Origin of the sequence: Lacticaseibacillus nasuensis JCM 17158 (assembly GCF_001434705.1) — a bacterium.
GTDB lineage: Bacteria > Bacillota > Bacilli > Lactobacillales > Lactobacillaceae > Lacticaseibacillus > Lacticaseibacillus nasuensis.
This window is the reverse complement of record NZ_AZDJ01000002.1, coordinates 18839-41566: the sequence shown is the minus strand read 5'-3', so window position 1 is coordinate 41566 and position 22728 is coordinate 18839. Positions and strand designations below refer to the sequence as shown.

Here is a 22728-nt window from a genome sequence, read left to right as displayed (position 1 = left end):
AAACCAACCAATCCACAAGATGTAACGGTCACCTATACTGGCAATGACCAAACCGCTGACTTGAAGTACGTCGATGATGACGCAGACGGTGCGCAGGTTGGCATCACTCAAAAATTGAGTGGGAAGACTGGCGGCACTACTGACTGGACCGCCACCGTGCCTGATGGCTACAAATTAGCATCCAATCAACCAGCCACTGGTACCGTGACCTTTACAACCAATACACCGAGTGTCACCATCCACCTGAAGCACGTGATTGACCACGTCACCACAACGACCACTCGGACCATCACCTATACCGGTGCGGGCACCAAGACACCGGAGAAAGTGGTTCAAACAACGACCTGGCACACCAGCACTGACAAGGCGACGGACAGCTTCATCGCAACGGATAACAGTGATTATGCCGAAGTAAACACGCCGACCATCGCGGGCTACACGCCAGATAAAACGAGTGTGGCTAAGGTGGGTATTCAAACCGTCACCGATCCACAAACCATAAAGGACACTGATGTCACCGTTACCTACACCGCCGACGACCAAACCACCCAGGTGAAGTACGTCGACGACGACAAAGGCGGCGCGCCAGTCGGCAATCCCGAGACGCTCAGTGGCAAGACCGACACCACCGCGGATTGGACCGCCACCATCCCAACCGGCTACGAACTGGCCCCAGATCAGCCGGCCAATGGCACCGTCACCTTCTCGGCGCAGACGCCAGACGTCACGGTGCACCTGAAGCACATCATTCAGCACGGCTCCCGGACCACCAAGCGGACGATCACCTATATCGGTGGTGGCGCGCAGTCACCGGCGCCGGTGGTTCAAACCGTCAAGTGGTTGACCAGCGTAGATGTCGTCACCGGCGGCGTCATTGCCACCGCCCAAGCCGGCTATCCTGCCGTGCCGACCCCGGCCATTCCGGGCTACACGCCAGATCAAACCAGCGTGGCAAAAGTTGGCATTCGCACGACTACTAACCCGGCTGACTTGACGGATTCTGCGGTGACGGTGACCTACACCATCGATCAGCAAACGGCTGAGATCATTTTTGTCATCAAGGGTCACGGCACTTATGATGTCGTGACGGTCAGCGGCCCATCGGGTAGCGCGATTCCAACCAGCAGCTACCAGGCGATCCTGGCGGCGCTGACGGCCAAGGGCTACAAAGTCGTCACCAATGCGGCAAAGGGCGCCCACTTCGATGACGATCGGACCGCCACCCAGCGCCTGACCATCGTGCTGACGAAGCCAAGCACTGGCGGGCCGCATGGTGGCCTGCCGGAAACCGGCTTGACAGGGGGCTCGTCCAAGACGACCGGGCAGCCTGGCGGTACCGCAACCGGTCAGGCGACAGGCACCTCGAGCCGGCGGGCGACAGGCACCTCGCAAGGGCAAACCGGCGACGCGGCGCACAGGCTGCCGACTACCGGCGACGCGCAAGGCACGCAATACGCGGTGCTGGGGCTGATGTTCCTCACCGGCATCTTCGGCCTCGCCAAGCCCCGGAAGAAACACAATTAGAACCAGTTAGCCAAAACAACAGGCGTTACCCGTTACTCGGGCAACGCCTGTTGTTTTGACTTTAGCTCACGCCAGCAAGTTCCCTAACGCCTGGCGGAACAGCGGCGTCCATAGCTTGCTGTAACCCAGCTGCGTCGGGTGCGCGTCGTCGAACATCGCACCGGGATGTTGCTTCGTGGCGCTAGCCAGCGCCGCATCCCCGTGCAAGTCGAGAATGGCGAAGTGGTATTTAGCTTGTAACTGCCTCAGCGCGGCGATCAACGCCGAGTAGTCCGCATCCGGTTGGAGCAGGCAGGTGTAAAACAGGATCGGACAGCCCCAGTCCCGTTGCACCCGACTGACAATCGTCTCAATGGCCCCGATGGTCGTGTCGGCGTCAAACTGGGTCACTCCCGGTTCGGCAATCATCCCCAGCGGCTTGCCTTGCCGCCCGTCATTGGTGGACAGCTGACAGACGAATGCATCGGGGGTCACGGCAGGGTGAAACGCCGCCAGCCGCGACACGTAGCTACTCGCCTCGTGTCCCGCTAGCGTCGTGCCGGAGATTGCCAGCTTGCCAGCAATCACCCCGTCGCTGGCGGCCAGGTCATCGACGAATGACCGGCCGTGAGCCGCCGCGCCATAGGTGATCGACGACCCGAGAAACACGATGCGCTTGCCATATAGCGGCGACGTTGGATCCAGCGTCGCCGCCCCCGGCGCATACTGTGGCTGGTTGCCACGCGCCAGCCGCACAGTCGCGTGGGCAAGGCCCGTCAGCGCCACCGCCGTCACCCCGGCGCCAACCATTTCAACGAATCGAACAGATTTTGTCATCAGCACTTCCGCCTGCCCACAGAATAAGACCCGGCCCCGGCTGCCGCAACCCCACATGGACAATCGATTATCGACAAGTGGCCTCAGCAAAATAACCAACATCTCGCCCACCAGTGCCGCGGGCAAGACGTTTTTTAGCTCCAAACTCAGGTATTGCATTTGCAACACACAGGCGTATACTCATTCCAGAAAGCAGGTGAGCCTATGTTAGACGCCTTACGCGCAATCGGCGTGGTGGCCCGCGCCTTGGACAGCATTGCCAACATCGAATTCCGCGACCTCAACTTGACCCGCGGCCAGTACCTCTACCTGGTGCGCATCGTCGAGCAACCCGGCATCATTCAAGAACAGCTGGTCAATCAGCTCAAGGTCGACCGCGCCACCGTTGCCCGCAGCGTCGCCAAGCTCACCGACCAAGGCCTCGTCACCAAGCGCCCCGACCCGGCCAACGGCAAGGCCAACCGCCTTTACCCCACCGCCGCCGGCCAAGCCGCCTACGTCCCGATTCACCAAGAAAATGCGTACTCGCTGCACCAAGCGCTGGCGGGCATGAGCCCAGAAGAGGTGCAGACGCTCGAACGCCTACTCAATCAAATGTGCGCCAACGTCGACCACGACTGGCAACTCGTCAAGCGTGGCGGCCACCGCGACTATTCACAAGGAGCAACCCCCATGACCAATCCGCAAATCATCCCCGTTACCGTTGCCCAGATCCCCCAGCTCGTGCAGCTGGCCCGCACCACCTTCGCCGACACCTTTAACGCCAACACCGCCCCGGACGACATGGCGGCTTTTCTCGACACGGCCTACTCGCCGGCGGCCTTAACCGCCGAGCTCAACACCCCGGGCACCACCTTCTGGTTCATCACGGTGGGTGGCACCGTCGCCGGCTACCTCAAGCTCAACGTCGACGCCGCCGTCACCGCAGACGTCAAGGCCACCAACGCCTTGGAGCTCGAGCGCATCTACATCCTGCCCGCCTACAAGCACCAGGGCCTCGGCAGCCGCCTGTACGATCACGCCTTGCACATGGCCCAGCGCCTACACAAGGACACCATTGCCCTAGGCGTCTGGGAGCACAACGAACCCGCCAAGGCCTTTTACGCCAAGCGCGGGTTCCACAAAGTCGGCGCACACGCCTTTGTCGTCGGCAGCGACCCGCAACGCGACTGGCTGATGGAAGCCAGCGTCGAATAGCAAAAAAAAAGCCAGCCGCACCGCCAACCAATTGTTGGTGATGCGGCTGGTTGCGTTATGCGCCCTTGCCGTCCGTTAACTCTTCTAGGGCCGCGTGCAACTCGGCTTTTTGCTCAGCCGTCACCTCTGGATAAGCCAGCGGCAAGCGCGCCATGCTTTGCAGGATCAGCTTGGACACCACCAGCCGGCCGAACCACTTGTTGTCGGCGGGAATGATGTGCCACGACGCGCGCTTGGTCGCCGTGTGGGCAATCGCGTCCTCATAGGCCTGTTGATACTCCGCCCAGTAGCGGCGCTCGCGGATGTCGGCCGCGGAGAACTTCCAGTTTTTATCCGGTTGTTCAATGCGGTCGAGGAAGCGCTGCTTCTGTTCGTCCTTGCTGAGGTGCAAGAAGAACTTCTCGACGACGATGCCGTTGCGGCTGGCCAGGTGCTCCAGCTGGCGAATGTCCTTGTACCGCCGCGCCCAGAACTGCGGCGTGACGTCACCTACCGCGTCGATGCCGGGCAAGTGCTCGGCCAGCAGGTTCTCCGGGTGCACCCGGTCGACCAGCACCTCCTCGTAGTGCGAGCGGTTGAAGATGGTGATGTTCCCGGCCGGCGGAAACGCGACCCGCGTGCGCCACAGGTAGTCGTGCGCGAGCTCTTCGGCAGTCGGCTGCTTGAACGACACCACATTCGTGCCTTCCGGGTTCACCCCGGACATCACGTGGCGAATCATGCCATCCTTCCCCGCCGCGTCGAGCCCTTGGAAAATCAATAACAGGCTGTAGCGTTTCTGCGCATAAAGTTTGCCTTGGGCGTCACTGAACGCTTCCACGTCCTTGGCGATTTCGGTTTTGATCTCTGCTTCGCTGAGGCCCTTGGCGGCTTTCGGCACGCCAGTATCCCAGTCCTTCAAGTGAAAGTCTCCGGTGCCATCGTAGGTGAATGGTGCTAAGTCGAGTTTCATCAGCAATCCTCCTATCTCTTGGCCCCATTATACCGAGTTGCGGGCCAACCGCGCACCTAGTCTGCAGTGGGCAAACAAAAGGCATGCCTCCCCCAGCATGCCCTGACTAGGTGTTCAGTTCGTTGCTCATGTGAATCATCATAGCCATCAAGTTCGCCCAGTCTTTTGTACTCACACTCCTGTGCACTCCCCCACAAGTGCACATAGATGACTATGCTTTCCATTATCACCAGCAAACGAGATATTGCAAAAGATACACCGCTCCCGCCGAATCTAGTTTGCAAAAAAATATTTGTGGTCTGTGAACTCATCCGCCGCAAGCGCCGTCACACCGGTATCATTGTCATAAGATTATCCTTTTACAACGAATTTACATTTGGGGGAAAAGCCGTTCGCCCGCCTATGCTTATTCATGTGAACAAGGTTGTTCACAGTTTCTCAATCTTAAGATTTGGGGGTCTTAATGATGAAAAGGATTTTCGCTGCACTGGCATTCGTGATTGGTGTTGTCGTTCTAGTGTTTGGGAGCCAGCGGCCGCTGTACACGCATCCCGTCCCGACCGAAACAGTCGCCACCGGCCCAACCATTCAACCATTGACACAATCGGCCGCCCGCCGCCAAATTGACCAAATTGCCTTCGCTAAGCACACCCGAGCTCTGAAACGAGCCACCGCGAGTGCCAAAGCTAAAGCGACCGCAGCCGAGCCACCCGCCGCCCAAACCAGCCCAACCCAAGTGGCGGGCGCCACCACTCAAGGGACCACGACCAACACCGATCGCCAGGTAGCCACCGTAGCGTCTGCACAACGTCAGTACCAACACCGCCGGCCAACGACTCACCCAGCCAGTCAGTATGCGGCCAACACCCTGTATATTAACGGTGTGGCCATCCACTACATTCAAGGTAGCATGGCCAACGGTGCCGCCCCTGGCAGTGGCGCCGCTACCTGGGGTGGGCAAGCGCACTATAGCAATTCGTCGGGCCAGAACACACACTTCATTGGCCACAATCCCGGCAGTTTCGGCGTTGTGGCCAGCCTTCACCGGGGCAGTCAGATTATCGTGACCGATGCCGCCGGACAGCCGCGAACATATACGGTTTATGCAACGGTCACCGTCGATGACAACAGTCGAGCCGCCAATGGGACAGACTATTGGAATCAAATCACCGGTACTGGTGGTGGGCAACGAATCACGCTGCAAACTTGCATCGGAGCCAACACCAACTACATTGTCTTCGCGCAGTAATCTCGATCAGCCTGGGCCATCACCGACCGGCTTGATCCAACACTCGCCCATGTGATAGCTGATCTCAATTACTGCCAGGCCACGCCAAATGCCCTGCCGACTTTTCAGTCGTCAGGGCATTTTGGTGTCACCGGGCAAGTGGCCTGCTTGCCCCACTCGGCAACGGACGTCCGGCTACCGAGGGCCCCGCCGCGCGTTCGCGACGGACGCGGCGGGGCAATGATTGTCATGGGATGCGCGCAAGCGGCTGGGGCCAAAGACCTGGCGTGGTACGGGTGACACACCGCCGAAACAGTACGAGCCAGTAGCACATGTGGCGCAGCCGATAAGCGCCGCTTGCAATTTACATACCCATGACGGACTAAGGGTGACGGCCAGCGGCCTCCTCGGGAAACGGCCAAAGACCTGGCGTGGTACGGGTGACACGCCGCCGAAGCAGCACGAGCCAGTAGCACATGTGGCGCAGCCTAATTGAGGAGGGTGGAGCTCACCAAAGCGTTAAAACCTGCGGCCCACAAGCTTGGATCAGCCACAGATTCGCCGGCTCCGGTGAGTAGGTCAAATCGCTTGTGTTGGATCATTTGCCCTACACCCATATAAAGCGCTCAGCTCAGAAAAGTGTCAAAAACAGCCCACAAAGCCCGGTATATCAACACCGTATTTTTGAGGATTGCGGGGAAAATTAAGCGGGTGAGGCAACCCGCTCGTCCGAAAAAGTAAATTCTGGCGAATACTTTTGGTGAAGAATTGTGCGTGACAAACTCACACCATTTTCCCGCTGAATCGGTCCCTAAGTCGTGAGATTTTTTTGAAAACCGCGATTTTTGCTGTGCTCTGAAAACAAGTCATACCGGCGTTTTTCGAGCACTTTTAACACTTTTCTGAGCTGAGCGCTTTATATGGGTGTAGGCAATTGACCTGCAAATCCACCAAAGGAGGTGACCACCATGGCCAAGGAAATTCTCAACCAAGGCGCCGTGTTCCACTTTGCCAATCCGCAAGACCCCGAGCACGACATCACGCGCCGCGTCGGTAACGTTGACCCTGACGCAAGCGAAGAGCGGCTGTTCCAGTTCGGCGACGCTCTGGCAATGCTGCGCAACGACAGCCCGCTCAAAGGCATCACGCTCAGCACGACCACGGCAGTCAGCCGCTAATCCATTACTTTGACAGAAAGGAGGTGAACTCATGTTCAATGCCCAAATGACCTTCGTCGCCAGCGACGGTACCCGCAAAACCGTCACCATCCCCAATGTCGACTCGGCAGTCGATGCCGCGCGGCTGCGTGCCGCGATGAACGGCATCATCAACGCCGACCTGATTGGCCGCAACGGGGTGCGCTACTACCGTTCCATCTACACGGCAAAGTTGATTCAAACCGATACGCAGGTGCTGGTCGACGATTCCAAGAATCCAGTGGTCGCGGCCTAACCCATGACGCCAGAAGGGAGGTGATCACATGACTGATGTCTTAACCATGACGTTTCTGGCCTCGAATGGCGCCAAGAAAAGTCTGAGCCTGACCGGCGTCGACCCGGCCATCTCGCCACTGCGCGTCCGGCAGGCGATGAATCAAATCGCTGCCGCCGGAATCATCAGCCGCGCCGGGGTCAGCTACTACGTAACGGCTTATTCAGCCAAGCTCGTGTCAACCGAGCGCACCGTGATAACTGACCTGCTGGCCAACTAACCCGCAGTCCTCGAGTCACCCTGCCGACTAACCCTAGCCGGCGGGGCTGACTCGAGGACCACCAGCCTAACCGCTGAGAAAGGAGCCACAATGTACGACTATAACAAATTTAACTACTCGGAGCTGGTTGGGGCCAGCGTAACCTATACGTTGGTGGGTATTAACGACCCCACCCAGACGCTGTCCGTTCACTTCACCGGCATCGATAGCTATGCGCCCCCGCAAAGCTTTCTGGTTTATGGCAGCGCGTTAGAGACATTTTACGCCGGCATGCGCATCGATCATGCCACGACCACTACCATCGAGCGCTATGACTTTAGTAATCTAACTCGCTTAGAAGGGAGCGCATCATGAAAACTTATCTCTTACAATTCAGCGACCGCCGAGGCAATCTGAGCACGCTGCGCGTACCCAACGCCACCGCCGACCCCACCCCGCAACAGATCAAAAACGCGATGCTGCTGATCTCGGCATCTAACATGTTCCAAGTGGATTTCGTCAACATCATGGACAGACCCATTAGCGCCACTTTGATCGATTCAAACACCACCGTGCTGTTCCAAAACTAACCCCACCAGGCGAACCCGAACCAGCCGGCAGAACATTCTCACGAAAGGAGCCCTATCATGGACGCAGAAACCTTAAAACTGATTCTCGAACAGGCCGGCGGCTTCGCCATCGCCATAGTCGTCTTACTGCGCCTCGAGAAGAAATTCGACCTACTCACAACGGAGATCCAGAAGCTACTGACCGAACTCGACCGCTTCATCACCAACTCAGGAGGTAAATCGCAATGACTCTTAACGGAATCGACGTCTCCAGCCACAATCCCCTCGATTTGACCAAAATCCCCGGCGACTTCGCCGTCGTCAAGGCCACCGAAGGCACCACCTACACCAATCCCCTCATGGCCAAGCACATTCAACAAGCTAAGGCCGCAGGCAAGCTGTTCGGCCTGTATCACTACCAAACCAACAACGACCCGGCAGCCGAGGCCAAGTATTTTCTCAGCAAGGTGAAGCCTTACGTGGGCCAGGCCATCCTCGCCCTCGACTTCGAGGACCCCGGCCTCTTAAACAGCGCCGGCCCCGCCAAGGCCCTGAAGTTTCTCCAGTACATCCAGCAACAAACCGGCGTGCGCATGCTGATCTACATGAGCCTCAGCCCGGCCAACACGCTCAATTGGAGCACCGTCGCCAAGCTCTACCCGCTGTGGGTGGCGCAGTATAATTCCATGGCGCTAGTCAGTGGGTACCAAACCCGAGCCCTGAACGGCGCCCCAAAGTACTGGGGCAGTGCCTTGATGCACCAATACACCAGCGCCGGGCGGCTCGCCGGGTATGCCGGCAACCTCGACCTCGACCGGTTTAACGGCGACAAGGCCAGCTGGTTAAGCTGGGCCAAAGCTAGCAACAGCGCCCCGGCTGCCGCCAAGCCGGCGGCCCCGGCCGCACCAGCCATTACCTGGCACGCGGAAACCGGCACCTTCACCGCCGACCGGACCATCAACCTGCGCACCAGCCCCAGCACGGCAGCCAAGGTGATCGCCCAGATCAAGGCCGGCCAAAGCATTAAGTACAACGCCTTCGCCTACCTCGGTGGCTACGTCTGGCTGCGTCAGCCCCGGAGCACCGGCGGGTATGGCTACCTCGCCTCGGGCCAAGCCAGTGGCAACAAGCGCCTCAACTACTGGGGCAAGTTCAAATAACCAGACACCAAAAACCGGCCAGGAAGATACCAGATTGGATCCTCCCGGCCAGTTTTGGTGAAACAAGCGCGTAAACCGACTAGTGTTGCCGGTGCAGGCTTGCGACGTATTTCTTCTGTAGGCTTCGACGAATCTGCCGCACCCGATACATGGATATGCCAAGCTTCTTCGGAATGGCAGCCAAGGTGCTGTCCTCATCGTAAAGTTGGCTCAAGACCTGCCGCTCTTCGCTAGTCAGACTGGCAATGAAATCCACTAACGCCGCACTGACTGCGACGTCAGCTTCCACACTCGGCACCACCGTTGGGGCCAGCGGGTCGATTGGTCGCTCCGCATCGGCTTGTTGCCGCTTGCGCATGTCTTCGCGCCGCCGTAGCAACGTCCGAAACACCACAAACCCGGCGATTTGATTGAACTGCTTCACCTCCTCTACCGTCGAGATGTGATCCTGATAGCGTCGGTAATAATCGACGTAAATCAACATCCCATCCGCCACCACATCGTCAAACTCGGCCGTGTGCGGCGAAATGCCTAGCCGCTTCACGGCGGCCACCACCACACCCATATGCGCCAAATAAAACGCGAATGCGCGCTCATAGCTTCTCATTGTGAACGTCTCCTCATGGCCTGATCGGGGCCGGATAATTTCACCAACGTTGATGATAGAAGCAGTGTACGGCGGCCGGCGGATCCAAAACAAAGTCACAAATTGGCCAAATTCGCCGCGGTGTGACGCTGTTTTGCGAAACAGAAAACTATTGGTGTCGAAGAATGCCGGTGTGACGGGCGCGAAAACGCGATTTACGGGGAAGAAAAAATAGCGGCATTGCTGCCGCCAACCGTTGCGCTTCGACATGTGCGCCTCAATGTGTTGCCAAGGCTTGTAGCATCTTGGTAACGCGCTGGGTGGTGGGAAGCTTTAACAGCGCCGGATTGACCTTCCAGTACGTGCGCATGTCGTAGTGATCTGAGTTCTCGCGATGCCAGATGCCTCGTCGCTCCAGTTCATCAAACGTCCGCTTCAGCAACGGCCGTTGAGTCGGGTGCAGACCGGCAATCCCCGCGCGCTCCAACATCCTAGAAATTTGCGGCCAGCCAACCCCGACACCAAATTTAGTAAACCCCTGGTCTTGCGATCCCTGAGACTCAATTTCAGCAGCCAGCCAAGTCACGACCAGTGCTTTAACCTGGGCTGGATTGCGTTCGATGCGCAGCGATGGCAACTCTTCGCCCACTCCGGTCGTTTCATAAAACTCAGAAGTCACCGGTGCGTAGACGGTCGCTCGGCCGCCGACAGCCATGAGGTATTTGCGCCGCACCAGCTCAGCCAACAGCACTGCCATTGGCTTGGACGTCGGTTGCTGGTGTTCCCGGCGCCACGTTGCTGCCACCTCGGCTTCCGTACACGTGCCAATATGATGGGCACTGTACGCAACCTGGTGAACGATCAGTTGAACCGCGTACAGTTCGCGCGCCTTTGCTAACTCGTCTGGAATCATTGTTCATGCCTCCTTGGAAACGCTGAGCGCGCGGATTGTCGGCCCCGAAACACGCCTTAGACCTTAAACCTGATTAGTCACTATCACGCTTCTTGATTCAACCGTTGCGCTAACGCAGCCAACCCGATCTCCATTGCATTGATCATTGGCGTAAACCGTTTATACACCGGCTGATCCGGTGCATACTTGCCTCTCGCCACCGATGTCTTATGGATGATTGATTTAATCGGTGCTACCGAGGTGGTCAGCTGGTCACGCGAAAAATACTCGCCACTGTTTCGTACTATGCTCTCAACCACTTGTAGCGCCTTGATTCGATTCGTCAGCAGGGAAGCTTGGGATGTGCCTGGCGCAAACTTTGGTCGCATCTTCTGACAATTCTTAATTGTCGTCGCGTAAATTTTCAGCGCTTCATTCCGCTGCTCATCAGTTATTGCTGTCATTCGGTTCCCTCACTGGTCATTTAACAGACTACACTTTGAGTATATCAACTGGAAGGCTAGTTTATCATTCATTTCTCGAGGATTGTGATGACCTCGCCAGAAAAGTGCAGAGCAGTTCTGGGCGCAATTCCCTGTAAGCTTGACGCTAAAACTATTAATAGTGTTTCGTCCTGGTCCTCGCTGGCCCAAGACGAAGCAACAAAAAACTGATAATCACCCGTCAGCTGAGGATTCTCACCAGTCTCTTTTAAGCGTAAATTTAACTGTTAACTTAATTGTCCTGCTTTACACAACCGCTAGTAAGCTCATCCAGTTCCTTTCATCATCATCCATCCGCCTAGACTCGGTAATGCAATACAGTAGTCTGCATAATGACTCGAACCAAATCAGAGGTATCTCCGAATTATACGAATTACTTCAATTTATGGGTATAGCTTACGCCTTCAAAGGATATCAATTGTAGTTATGCCAGCAACCTCCTGAAGCAAAGTGGCCTCATGCTGGTTTATTAAATGCATACGCCGAGTCAGATGACCAGAACAATCGGTAATGGTTACTTGATATTCAGCCAGCGGATTGCAGATGACACGAGTTGACTTAGTGGTACTAGAATTGCAAATAACAACGTGTTTGGTATTCAAAGCAACTGGATAATCTCCTCCAGAAAGTTGAACAAAAGTTGTATCATCCATAGTTGCGTATACCATTGGATAATTTAGCTCAGGGTGTGTCGGCCGAAGGTACCCCTCCTGCAAGACATCTTGATACTTCCGAATCAAGGATAGATGCCGTTGGACTACCTGGCGCTGATTCTTTGTCATTCGCGCCGGGGGCACCGACAATTGAAGTACACCGAAAAGGGTCGCTTGTAACTGCAACGCAACTGCCTCCGGGCGCTCATCTGGATGCCACATAATCATATCGGAATGAACAGGGGTGTTACCGCTTAGTAAACGCAAATCGCAAATTTCAACATGATTTGTTTGGGCAGAGTACGGACAATCTGCCACCCTAAATGCATTTGCAAATTGTCGCATGAGTGGGCCAATGTATGATTGCCTGAATTCAATAAAAAAGTTCGGATTCCGTTGTAAGACCTGTTCTTTGAGAGAGGACAACAAGGTCAGCAAACCATCTTCAACAGTGACATACTGCATTTTTCCCCGATCAAACACAGGAGAGGTAGAGGCTTGTCTAAACGCATCAATAAAGTCCAACTTAAGGCCATCAACGTGATACTTGTCGATAAATTCAAGGTATTGGCCAATCAATTCATCAATAACGGACTGAAATCTTATATCTAATACTCCGCAACGTTCTTCTGGCAACTCATAGAGCATTCGCCCCGTCACTTCTTGCCACCGGCGTGATGCCATACCAACATACGGAACACTAAACCAAACTACAAGTTTAATTCCATTTTCGTGCAATTCTGAAACAAGCTTCCCGAAATCTGGAAACTTGCTCTTAGCTACGTCCCAATCCCCTGTGTAAGCATATCCACGATGGTTGTCATCAGTTTGCCAACCATCATCCAAAATTATAGTGTGTATTCCTAACTCAACTAAATCGGGAATCAGTTTTTCTAATATTACCTGCGATATGTCTTGGTGATACGCGTACCAAGTAGAGAATACGGTGCCTCTTTGACTAGGCACACTTGGATAATTGGAAATGCCTCGTTGCCACCAATTAACCACTTCTCGAATTGCGTTCTGATACTCAATAGGTCTCTCGTCAATACGAACAGTCAACGCGTCAAGTTTAGCGCTGATTCGAACCCTCAACGTCCCATCTTCCTCGTGGACTCCAGCTCCCAATTCTGTAATTGCTGTGAGTCCATCATGTGCAACTGTAAGCCGATTTTCTCCCTGACGATTATAATACGAGACGACGGGGGCCGATCTATGTGGACTGATTGATACCGGTCCAACCCAATCAGGATGAATTGTATTATCAAATTGTTTGAGTGGATACCACTGCCCATCTATGTCAAACATCGGCCATGTAAGATCGAAAATAATTTCCCCCGGAGAGGAGAATATTAACAACTTTAATCCTGGCTCCATCTTTTGCGTTTCAACTGTTGTATCTGAGGAGAGAATATCAAGTTTCATCCGTTTCACCCTTATCAAATATTTGGCCATTGCGTAATTTGGAGGAGCCACCAAAGTTCGTACTCCGTCTTTGAATATATTCGTATGAAGTATACAAACGGCGTTTAGCATGATCACGCGGAAGCCGATGATTAATCAAGTCAACTACCATCTTCGCAGCTCGATTCCCCATCCTATCCATATGTTGTTCAACGGTGCTCAGTGACGGCGTAAGATACTGACTTGCAATTGTGTTATCAAACCCCGCTACCATTACTTGTTCTGGCACCCTCATCCCCAACGCCTGTACAGCTTTAAGTACCCCAATCGCCATTCCATCGCTAGCACAAATAAATCCATCAATTTCGGGATGCTCAATCATCAGCCTCCGTGCAATCGTATTGGCTTGTTGCTGATCGAAATCAGCATACTGAATTGTATATTCCAAAGGTGAATACCCCAAAGACTCAAATGCCTGAAGAAAACCCTGCTGCCGAGACTGGCTAACCTCCGCATTTGCCCATCCATTAATCATGATGAGGTGCTTTCTTCCCTGCTGTATCATTCTTTCGGTCACAACTCGTTCTGCTTCTTGGTTATTTATAGATATTGATCCCGTGTTATGACCCGGTATTTCAAGATCAACTGACACCACCGGAATCTCACTGTTCTCAATTTGGCATATGAAGGGATCGTCCGTACTTAACCCTTGCACCACAGTCCCAGTTATATTTCGTTCCAAGCAAAACTGGTCAAATGTTTTCCTTTTCTGTATTTCAGCATTAGTCATGTACAAAACAAAGCCAATGTCGTGACTAGTTGCATACTGATACACGCCATCTATCAGCTGCATTCCAATCACATCTTCTCTTCCCCGTGTTACTTCATTGAGAATCAATGCAACGTTATTTAAGGATTTTGAAGATAATGTGCGTGCAGCCACATTGGGCACATATCCAAGTTGATTTGCTGCTGCCCTGACTCGTAACCTGGTTTCCTCACTCACATCAGGATAATTATTAAACACTCGCGAAACGGTAGCCACTGACACTCCTGCAACTTGTGCTACTTCATAGATTTTAACAACCAAAAAGGCCACCTCCCGCAATGGAGTATACAATACCCGGAAGGTTAATCGAGGGAAACTGTACAATCACCCGAAAACTCTACCGAATGCTGACCGACCTGCAGTTGAACCGGTCCTTCAACGTTGCCTGTAATCTGTACGGAATCATGACTAATTGTGATGTTCAGCAAAGCTCCTTGCCAGTGAATAGGAAACTGAACTTGTGCCCACTGTTCAGGCAAATGAGGATCAATTTGCAAGATTCTACCCAATTGAGATATACCAGCAAATCCTTGCACAACAGCATTCCACAACTGCACCATGGCAGCGGCATGGATACCTTCCGCCGACCCAACGGGATCTGAGTTCAAATCAATCAGTCCGGCCTTGCCAAAATATTGATAGGCTTTTTCTACTTCTTCATTACGCGCACACAATACTGCGTGACTGCCAAAGGATAAGGATGAGTCGTGCAGTGTTCGAGCTTCGTAATAATCAAGGTTGCGCTTTCTTGTTTCTGAATCAAACTTATCAGCAAACATCTGCATAACCAATACGACGTCAGCCTGTTTGCATAATTGGTATTCATTAATCGACGACATGCTGAATGACTCACTAATACTCCCAACGGACTTTTCACGATAAGCAGAAAGATCCAGGGACTTCAAACCGAGAAATGTGTCATTCTCTGGCAAGATATGGTCGCGGTTCGGCACTGGTAGGTAAAATGCAGAAACAATAGACGCTAGTTGTTTTTCCAAATCCTGGAGCAAGAATTTTTGATTGAGCTGATCGTATTGTTCCGTATTCGTTCTTAGCTCAGATATCGCAGATAATGCGGCCGTCATATTGAAGTACGCCATATAATTTGTATAGGCATTATTATCCACGTGCTCTTTATATTCGTTTGGACCAATCACATCAAGAATCTCATATCGACGGTGCTCAGTGCGCCAGGTTACCCGGGATGCCCAATATCTTGCAGTGTCGATTAATACAGGAAAGGCGTCATTGATGTAAAATTTATCCCCTACAGATAAGGAATTACTATATGCCAACAATGCATAAGCAACATCTGCAGTAATATGAGCCTCAATCTTGCCTGTCCAGATTCTCATTGGCTTGCCAGTATCAACGTCCAAATCTCCCCAGATTGGCGTCGTCTCTCCTTCGCAAATTAATGCTGACTCCCACGGATACTGGGCACCTTGATAGTGATTGATAGCGGCATTGGTCCGACAGCTTGGCAACTGCAATACGCGGTATTTCAGTAAATTACGGGCTATGTTTGGGTATTCATATTGAAAATATGGAAGCATAAATATATCGGTATCCCAAAATGAATGTCCCCGATATCCCTCCCCAGAGAGCCCTTTAGCTGCAATGTTAACCCGACTACTATCCTGTGGAGTCATAATATGAGTATGATAACGGCCAAAGTTCAGTACAAACTGATCAAAAGAGTTATTACTTGTAATCCTTACTGGTACGCCCGCCCACACTTGTTGGTTCCAAACGTATGCGCTTTTTTCAAGCTCTTTCTTATAACCTTGTGTCTGCGCATCCTGTGAAATATCTTCAGCACGTTTAAGAAGACTGGTTCTATCAACGTAGAGTTGATCAGAATCTTGTGAGGTAAGAACAACCACACAACTGGTAATGGACAAGGGCTGTCCAGCAGCTAGGCATAAAGTCCATTCGCGATTAACTTGGCGCCTAGGAAACAGTGTCCGAACATGGCTGGGCTTCGAATTAAAAGTTGTTGATCGGTATAGTGTCACTTCAAGATTCCCATCACGAGCAGCTGTTTGATACGCTATTCCATCATTCGTTGCCCTCTTATCACCTTCCAAAAAATGTTGTGCACCATGATTAGTCTGGGTCCCATCAATCGTTTCTTGAAAAACTAACTGTCCATTATGACTCGGTATGACTTGTAGCTGTGTAACAATCAAGTGCTTTTGAGAGAATGAAACAAACCTCCGAAAAGATAGTTCATACGACCTGTCTTCCCGCCGAATTGTAAACTTACGTAATAACTCGCCATTAGCGAGGTTTAATTGCCTTGAATAATCAGTGAATTCATCATGCCGAAGATCTATAGGTTCCCCATCGAGGATAACATTTAGTGCTGTTGCATCAGGAAAATTAGGTAATTCCGAAATTTCTGAACCACCCGCAGTTTGAAATGTTCCAGCTACATATAATCCACGGACCTGGCCAGGATATGTTTCATCAAAAGCCGATCTTAGCCCTAAATATCCATTTCCAAGGGAGAAAACAGATTCAATCTTATTCTGCCACATTAAATTGAACTGCTTCTCAACTAAAGTCCCTACGCCTGAGGAGTCGTAACCAAAAATATCATTGATGCTTTCCATAGGATTGTGCCCCCGTCTGAGCCATCGGCGTCCGAGCGCTCCGGCCCGAAATAAATAGTAAGAGCAAATAGCTAATAAGAAAAAGTCCAGTCGAAAGGCTATGCGGAACGTTAAAACCGCTCAAAACTAACAGCGCTAGAAGCGGAATGACAATATTAGAGCTAGCCACATACAGTGCATCTAACAGCGGCATCTGAATTTGTCGTTGAACCTGACTGCGATATAAGTATGATCCAATCACCACAGTTGCTAGTCCTATAAACAATATTGAAACAGCATATATATATTCGTATAAGAATGATGATTGAACTATCTTTCCTCGATTTTCTTTTAACCAAGTGCTCATGCGCTCACTCCCGCTCTTTCCCCGCGGAGAAGTCGGCATATCAGCATACATAAATGTTTCATTCAAAATTGTCATGGCATGTTTATCCATACTTACCGTAAGCCCTTGAGACTGAACTTTGAGCTCCGATACATCTCCTTGGAGAATAGCCTGATTATGAAACAATCTAATATCCGCTCGATCAACTTCTATAATCGACTGGCCAATTGCTTGATTAACCCGGTATCCCTGTATGCCTACCATCAACAACATTCCAAGCCCTAACAACGTCATTAGCATAGTCAGTGACTGGATTGCAGAGCGATGGGGATGTAGATGTGGTCGCCAAAATTCGATTCCATCTGACACAAATTGAATGAAAACCATCATCATATGCCCTCACAAGACTATTTTTCCCCGCCAATACGCATTCCTGTCATAAAGTACTTATTTAGGATTATGTATAAAAATATAATCGGTAAAATTGTAATCATTGCTGCAGCCATAATGTAGTTCCATTGCATCCCATGCTGCGTCTGGAAAGATTGTAATCCCAAGGTTAATGTATATTTATTTTCTGAAGTTATGTAGAGTAATGGACGCATGAAATCATTCCAAAAGCCCATAAATACAAAGATTCCTTGAGTTGCAATTGATGATTTCGCCATTGGTACAACAATTCGGAAAAATATACCCATTCGACCAAGTCCATCCAATTGAGCTGACTCTTCTAATTCCTTAGGAAATGTAATGAAAAACTGTCGCATCATAAAAATATATGCAAAATTAATCGCTGAAGGCAATATCAAAGCATTATAAGAATCCAGGATCCCAAATGCCTTCATAATCAGATAGTTTGGAATTAATAGAATCTGCGAAGGAACCATAATGCACACTAAGACCACCATAAACAATGTTCGTCTTCCCGGAAAGCTCAACCGAGCCAGGGCATAACCGCCCATACTATTAAAAAGAATATTTAATGCAGTACCCACGATGGCAATGAATAGAGAATTGACTATCCAATGAGGGAACATTGGATCCTGCGTAAAAATATATTGATAATTAGTTAAGCTCATGTTTGAACTGAACAAAGGTGCCCCAATCCGAACAATCTCACTATAGGGCTTAAATGAAGCCAAAAACGCCCACAAGAATGGATAGATAGTAATTATTGAGTAAATTGTGAGCAATACATATGCAACTGTTCGAGTAATACGTTTCTTTTTTGTTTGCATGCTATCGTCCCTCCCCTGTAACATTCTCGCTGGAGAAGTGTCTGAAAATCATCGATACAACAAAAATTGCGATGGTTAACAGGAGCGCGATTGCAGATGCATATCCCATTGTCCCAAACTGACGAAAAGCGTATTGGTAAATAACCAGAGATAGAGTGAGAGTGGCGTTATTAGGACCTCCTGAACCACCAGAAACGATATAGGGCTGATCAAACAACTGGAATGTAGACGTCAATCCCATCATAACAACATAATTGGTTACGGGCGCAATCTGAGGAACAGTAATCTTAAACCATTTCTGAAACATATTCGCTCCATCAATATCTGCTGCCTCATACATTGCCGAATCAATATCTTGAAGACCCGATAGATAGATTGTCATAAACATCGGGACAGTGGACCAGATGTTCATAACAATTATTGCCCACATTACGGAGCCCTGATCATTAAGGTAATTGATCGGGTTATTTAGAATGTGTAAATCGAGAAGCAGACTATTTAATGGCCCATTTAAACTGAAGATAAACATGAATATCAAAGTTAGTGCCGAGCTCGATGTTAATGTTGGAATAAACAAAAGAGAGCGAAATGTTTTCTGAAACCGGATGCCAGAATTCAATACCGTAGCGAGAACTAAAGCTAAGATGCTCTGGATTGGAACCACCACAACAACATACTTTAAGGTGTTTTTTAAGGCGATAATCACACGCTCATCCGTGATTGCATTCGTAAAATTCTTAAACCCCACAAAATTGTAGCTTACATCCCCAACCAGATTTACCTTGTTGAATGATAGATACAATGAATAAAATATTGGAAAAAGCGTAAAGATCAACAATACAAGTAGCATAGGTAAAACAAATGCAGCCGCTTGTGTAATGTCACGTTTTCTCTCACTACTTCTTGCCATAAGACTCACCTCCACTTAAAAATGCGTGCCTCCTTGGCATTCCACCGAAGCACGCATTACAGATCAGCACCAAGACAAACTGGCTACTTCTGCTTATCGATATCCTTGTTCGCAGACTCTGTTGCTTGCGTCAGGGCATCTTTCAAAGAAATTTTTCCTTGGAATGCTGATGGGATGATGTTCTCATAACGAACTTGAATAGTATCAAGGTTTACACCAGCAATCCAAGGCGTCGCATAATTAGCCGCTTCAACGAACGGGGCCATGTCCTTGTCATCATTCAAGCCCATCGCCTTAGCTACCGATTTACGTGAAGGCAATACCGAAGCAGTTGTTGAATACTGTTGGGATTGCTTTTTACTTGTGACAAACTTGATAAACTTCCAGGAATCACTTTTGTCCTTCGAGTCAGCGTTCATTGACCAGCCTACTGTAAAAATCATATTGGCTTTTTTCCCATTGATAGTCGGAAATTCGGTGGTACCCCAGTTTAGTTTCTTAAAGTTTGTCTTTAGACCCGAAACCTGCCACGCCCCCTCATCACTAAATACAGTTTTCCCTCCGCCAAATGCATCCATGGCTGAACCAAAACCGATTTCTTTAAATGTGCGAACAGTCTTATCTTTAGCATCAGCATCAACTAACGGCTGCAACGCCTTGATAATTCGTGGATCATCCAAATTCGACTTACCGGTTTTTGTAATAATTTTTGCGCCGGTAGATTGCATAATGAACATCTGCCGTGCTAACAAAGGACTGATAGTCAGAGGAGTAATTCCGGGTAATTTTGTCTTTAATTTTTTGAGAAATGCAAAGAATTCAGTATCCGTCTTTGGAATATCGCTTGCGGAATATCCCGCTTTCTTCAGTAAGTCATTGTTGTAATACAGGCCCATAGTTGAGTAATCTTTGGGTAATCCGTACTGTTTACCATCATTACCGGTGAATGCTTTGTATGTAGGGGTATAAAAATCACCGGTCTTGAAATTGTCTTTCTTCATATAGCTGTTCAAAGGCTCGAGAACACCTTTAGTTTGTAAAGATGCCAGAACTGATGAATCAACATAGAATACATCGGGAGCTGTTCCGCCAACAAGATCTGTCATCAGCTGAGTATTGTAATCGTTGTACACCTTCTGCTTAATTTTGATTCCTGTAGCTTTAGTGAAGTTTTTGAAAAGTGTATTCCGCCCTTTACTTTCCTGTGGTGAATCTCCTTTCCAGAAACCAATGGTTAGGGTCTTACTACTTCCACCGTCGTTCGAAGAATTCTTTGCGCCACAGCCCGCTAGCGCAAATGCAGCAATCGCTCCGACAGCTAGCAAAAATCCTGAAACTTTGCGGTTCCACTTCATAGTTGCCACCCTCCTAGTGTGCATTTTGACCCGTCCAAAACACTCCAATTTAACATAACAAACGCAAAAATATGTGTGCGCTTACAAAAACGTTTTCGAGCGTACGCTAGTTCCTCGTATTTTGTTGTTTGCAATCGTAGTGTATTCTGACCAATAGAAATTGTCAAGCGTTTACAATAACCTACATTCTGTTCCTAGTCATTAATAACTAAGTTGAGACCCCAATTTAAAGAATATGAATGTCATTAATAGTAACTCAGGAGATACAAACACAACGGCCTGAATTATCTGAATATTTATTAACACACCAATATTTATAAGCCGCAATATTGAACGGTGTGTCGCAAATTTTTGAGTACATTAAGGCCTGAAACCAACGTGTTTAAATAACATACGTCAAATATGTACCAATACCATTACACCGAAATTTCTTTTTTTGCTTGAAAGTATTGGTTATTGATGTTAGCGTTTACACGTATTCATAGAATATAACATTGGAGGACAATTATGGAAAAGCACTGGTGGCAAGAAGCTGTCGTATATCAGGTTTATCCACGATCGTTTCAGGATTCAAATGGGGATGGAGTTGGAGATCTCCAAGGCATCCGGAGAAGATTGCCTTACATAAAAGAACTGGGGGTAGACGTCATCTGGCTCAATCCGATATACTCTTCTCCCGATGACGATAACGGGTATGATATTAGTGACTACGAGTCGATTCAGCCTGCATTTGGCACAATGTCGGATTTCGAAGACTTGTTACATGACGCCCATACTTTAGGTTTGAAAATCGTGATGGATTTGGTTGTGAACCACACAAGCGATGAACACTATTGGTTCACTGAAAGCAAAAAAGACAAAAACAATCAATATCGGGACTACTACATTTGGCATGACCCAGTAAATGGACATGAACCAAACACGTGGCATTCTTCATTTTCTGGATCCGCATGGCAATTTGATGAACATTCTGGCCAATATTATCTTCACCTATTTTCAACAAAACAGCCTGATTTAAACTGGGACAATAAGAACGTTCGGCGCAATATATTTTCAATGATGCGCAAGTGGTTAGATCGAGGAATTGATGGCTTTCGTATGGATGTCATCAACGATATTTCTAAACCTGCTGATTTAACCGACTCACATAGCTCCCCAGCGAACGGCCCACACGTTCATGAATATTTGCAGGAGATGAATCAAGCAGTCTTGCAAGACTATGACATAATGACCGTCGGTGAAATGGGTGGGACTACCCCCCAAGATGCTCTACAGTATGCCGGTTTCAAGACACACGAACTAAATATGATTTTCCAATTTCAACATATGGATGTTGACGCCGACCCAGAACTCGGAAAATGGCGACCAAAGTCTCTTGACATACGGGAATTGAAACGTATCATGTCTCAGTGGCAAATCGAGTTAGACGGTAAGGCATGGAATTCACTATACTGGAACAATCATGATCAGCCGCGTATCGTATCACGATTCGGTAACGACACATCAAAATACTGGGCGTTATCTGCAAAAATGCTTGGGGCAGTGCTGCATTATCAGCAAGGGACTCCTTACATATACCAAGGTGAAGAAATTGGCATGACCAATGTTAAAAACTTTACTGATATTAGCGATTATCGTGATATTGAGACTCTAAATGCGTTCCACGATCTAGTTGAAGCTCGACATATCCTCACAACGACAGATATGATGAACGCCATTCAGCGCTCCAGCCGGGATAACGCTCGAACACCGATGCAGTGGGATGCCACTGCAAACGCAGGGTTTACGAGTGCCAATGTCACACCATGGATCAAAGTGAACTCAAATTACACTGAAATTAATGCCATTGCCCAGGTGTCTGATCCCAACTCGATTTTTTCTTTTTACAAGAAAATGAATCTTCTACGTAGACAGTACCCAATCATAACCTATGGGAATTATTCGTTGTTGAATCCCGATGATGATGAATCTTGGATTTACCAACGTCGTCTAGATGACCAAGTACTAACGGTCATGGCAAACTTCACTAGTAAGACATTAAGTCGTTCAAACCCAGATTTAGGAGCCAGAATCATACAAAGCAACTACACTGACGAAGTAGTAAACTCTTTGCGCCCTTACGAAGTTAAAGTATTTCTTTCTGGAGATATCTAATAAGGAACTTTCAAACAATACATGAGTCATTCAGCGCCTGTCCCTAATTGGGGTGGCGCGTTTTTGTAACCACCAATCAATACAATGAACAGACAATTGCATTTTTCAAATTAAGGTGTTAGCGT

The 22728-nt window shown here is 49.7% G+C and carries 23 protein-coding genes and 1 pseudogene; 12 read left to right on the top strand and 12 right to left on the bottom strand.

The features are described from left to right. Positions 1 to 1524, top strand: a 1524-nt coding sequence (locus FD02_RS01750; RefSeq protein ID WP_156408206.1) for a mucin-binding protein, incomplete at its 5' end; no start/stop codon positions are given. A 66-nt stretch (positions 1525 to 1590) separates the two neighbouring features. On the opposite strand, the gene FD02_RS01745 is transcribed toward FD02_RS01750, so the two are convergent. Continuing rightward, complete coding sequence (locus FD02_RS01745) at positions 1591 to 2340, bottom strand: SGNH/GDSL hydrolase family protein (RefSeq protein WP_056949986.1); 750 nt, start codon at positions 2338 to 2340, stop codon at positions 1591 to 1593. 204 nt (positions 2341 to 2544) lie between these two features. On the opposite strand from FD02_RS01745, the pseudogene FD02_RS01740 reads away from it, so the two are divergent. Both FD02_RS01740 and FD02_RS11025 read left to right on the top strand, forming a co-directional pair. Continuing rightward, positions 2545 to 2994 (top strand): annotated as a pseudogene (locus FD02_RS01740) (MarR family winged helix-turn-helix transcriptional regulator); the annotation flags it as partial. 18 nt (positions 2995 to 3012) lie between these two features. Then, positions 3013 to 3537 (top strand): GNAT family N-acetyltransferase, encoded by a 525-nt coding sequence (locus tag FD02_RS11025; RefSeq protein ID WP_054723573.1) that lies wholly within the window; start codon positions 3013 to 3015, stop codon positions 3535 to 3537. Between the two features lie 55 nt (positions 3538 to 3592). On the opposite strand, the gene FD02_RS01735 is transcribed toward FD02_RS11025, so the two are convergent. Further along, positions 3593 to 4489 carry a PPK2 family polyphosphate kinase gene (locus FD02_RS01735; RefSeq protein ID WP_054723571.1) on the bottom strand — a complete coding sequence of 299 codons (897 nt, stop codon included), beginning with the start codon at positions 4487 to 4489 and terminating at the stop codon, positions 3593 to 3595. A 463-nt stretch (positions 4490 to 4952) separates the two neighbouring features. On the opposite strand from FD02_RS01735, the gene FD02_RS11650 reads away from it, so the two are divergent. From FD02_RS11650 to FD02_RS01700, 8 genes are all read left to right on the top strand, one after another. After that, entirely contained in the window at positions 4953 to 5738 is a 786-nt protein-coding gene (locus FD02_RS11650) for a sortase domain-containing protein (protein WP_054723572.1), read from the top strand. Positions 5739 to 6685: 947 nt separating this feature from the next. Next, positions 6686 to 6895: a DUF1659 domain-containing protein gene (locus tag FD02_RS01725; protein ID WP_054723691.1), complete on the top strand. Its 210-nt coding sequence runs from the start codon at positions 6686 to 6688 to the stop codon at positions 6893 to 6895. A gap of 31 nt (positions 6896 to 6926) precedes the next feature. Beyond that, complete coding sequence (locus FD02_RS01720) at positions 6927 to 7169, top strand: DUF2922 domain-containing protein (protein ID WP_056949981.1); 243 nt, start codon at positions 6927 to 6929, stop codon at positions 7167 to 7169. Between the two features lie 28 nt (positions 7170 to 7197). Then, positions 7198 to 7428 (top strand): DUF2922 domain-containing protein, encoded by a 231-nt coding sequence (locus FD02_RS01715; protein WP_054723689.1) that lies wholly within the window; start codon positions 7198 to 7200, stop codon positions 7426 to 7428. A gap of 90 nt (positions 7429 to 7518) precedes the next feature. Next, entirely contained in the window at positions 7519 to 7782 is a 264-nt protein-coding gene (locus FD02_RS01710; RefSeq protein WP_054723687.1) for a hypothetical protein, read from the top strand. Continuing rightward, entirely contained in the window at positions 7779 to 7997 is a 219-nt protein-coding gene (locus FD02_RS01705; protein ID WP_054723685.1) for a DUF2922 domain-containing protein, read from the top strand. The genes FD02_RS01710 and FD02_RS01705 overlap by 4 nt, the downstream gene beginning before the upstream one ends. A gap of 57 nt (positions 7998 to 8054) precedes the next feature. After that, on the top strand, positions 8055 to 8225 hold the full coding sequence (locus FD02_RS11340; RefSeq protein ID WP_175265361.1) for a hypothetical protein: 171 nt from the start codon (positions 8055 to 8057) through the stop codon (positions 8223 to 8225). After that, on the top strand, positions 8222 to 9136 hold the full coding sequence (locus FD02_RS01700) for a GH25 family lysozyme (protein WP_056949980.1): 915 nt from the start codon (positions 8222 to 8224) through the stop codon (positions 9134 to 9136). The genes FD02_RS11340 and FD02_RS01700 overlap by 4 nt, the downstream gene beginning before the upstream one ends. A gap of 79 nt (positions 9137 to 9215) precedes the next feature. Here FD02_RS01700 and FD02_RS01695 read toward each other — a convergent pair whose 3' ends face one another. From FD02_RS01695 to FD02_RS01650, 10 genes are all read right to left on the bottom strand, one after another. Continuing rightward, positions 9216 to 9743 (bottom strand): sigma-70 family RNA polymerase sigma factor, encoded by a 528-nt coding sequence (locus tag FD02_RS01695; RefSeq protein ID WP_054723202.1) that lies wholly within the window; start codon positions 9741 to 9743, stop codon positions 9216 to 9218. Between the two features lie 256 nt (positions 9744 to 9999). Then, positions 10000 to 10635 (bottom strand): hypothetical protein, encoded by a 636-nt coding sequence (locus tag FD02_RS01690; protein ID WP_054723201.1) that lies wholly within the window; start codon positions 10633 to 10635, stop codon positions 10000 to 10002. A gap of 83 nt (positions 10636 to 10718) precedes the next feature. Further along, complete coding sequence (locus FD02_RS01685; RefSeq protein WP_054723200.1) at positions 10719 to 11078, bottom strand: hypothetical protein; 360 nt, start codon at positions 11076 to 11078, stop codon at positions 10719 to 10721. A gap of 443 nt (positions 11079 to 11521) precedes the next feature. Continuing rightward, the gene (locus FD02_RS01680; protein ID WP_056949978.1) at positions 11522 to 13195 is read right to left on the bottom strand and encodes a glycoside hydrolase family 36 protein; all 1674 of its coding nucleotides are present in this window, start codon (positions 13193 to 13195) and stop codon (positions 11522 to 11524) included. Next, complete coding sequence (locus tag FD02_RS01675) at positions 13185 to 14264, bottom strand: LacI family DNA-binding transcriptional regulator (protein WP_162255563.1); 1080 nt, start codon at positions 14262 to 14264, stop codon at positions 13185 to 13187. Before FD02_RS01675 ends, FD02_RS01680 begins: the two co-directional genes overlap by 11 nt. Before the next feature lie 41 nt (positions 14265 to 14305). Next, positions 14306 to 16621, bottom strand: a complete 2316-nt coding sequence (locus tag FD02_RS01670) for a glycosyl hydrolase family 65 domain-containing protein (protein WP_056949976.1) — start codon at positions 16619 to 16621, stop codon at positions 14306 to 14308. Then, on the bottom strand, positions 16605 to 17246 hold the full coding sequence (locus FD02_RS01665) for a hypothetical protein (protein WP_156408205.1): 642 nt from the start codon (positions 17244 to 17246) through the stop codon (positions 16605 to 16607). The genes FD02_RS01670 and FD02_RS01665 overlap by 17 nt, the downstream gene beginning before the upstream one ends. A 107-nt stretch (positions 17247 to 17353) precedes the next feature. Continuing rightward, positions 17354 to 18184 carry a carbohydrate ABC transporter permease gene (locus tag FD02_RS01660; RefSeq protein WP_056949974.1) on the bottom strand — a complete coding sequence of 277 codons (831 nt, stop codon included), beginning with the start codon at positions 18182 to 18184 and terminating at the stop codon, positions 17354 to 17356. 1 nt (position 18185) lies between these two features. Next, complete coding sequence (locus FD02_RS01655) at positions 18186 to 19094, bottom strand: carbohydrate ABC transporter permease (protein ID WP_056949973.1); 909 nt, start codon at positions 19092 to 19094, stop codon at positions 18186 to 18188. A gap of 83 nt (positions 19095 to 19177) precedes the next feature. After that, the gene (locus tag FD02_RS01650; protein ID WP_056949972.1) at positions 19178 to 20449 is read right to left on the bottom strand and encodes an ABC transporter substrate-binding protein; all 1272 of its coding nucleotides are present in this window, start codon (positions 20447 to 20449) and stop codon (positions 19178 to 19180) included. Between the two features lie 507 nt (positions 20450 to 20956). Between FD02_RS01650 and FD02_RS01645 the strand changes: the two genes are divergently transcribed. Next, positions 20957 to 22603: an alpha-glucosidase gene (locus FD02_RS01645; RefSeq protein ID WP_056949971.1), complete on the top strand. Its 1647-nt coding sequence runs from the start codon at positions 20957 to 20959 to the stop codon at positions 22601 to 22603. The last annotated feature ends 125 nt before the right edge of the window (positions 22604 to 22728 follow it).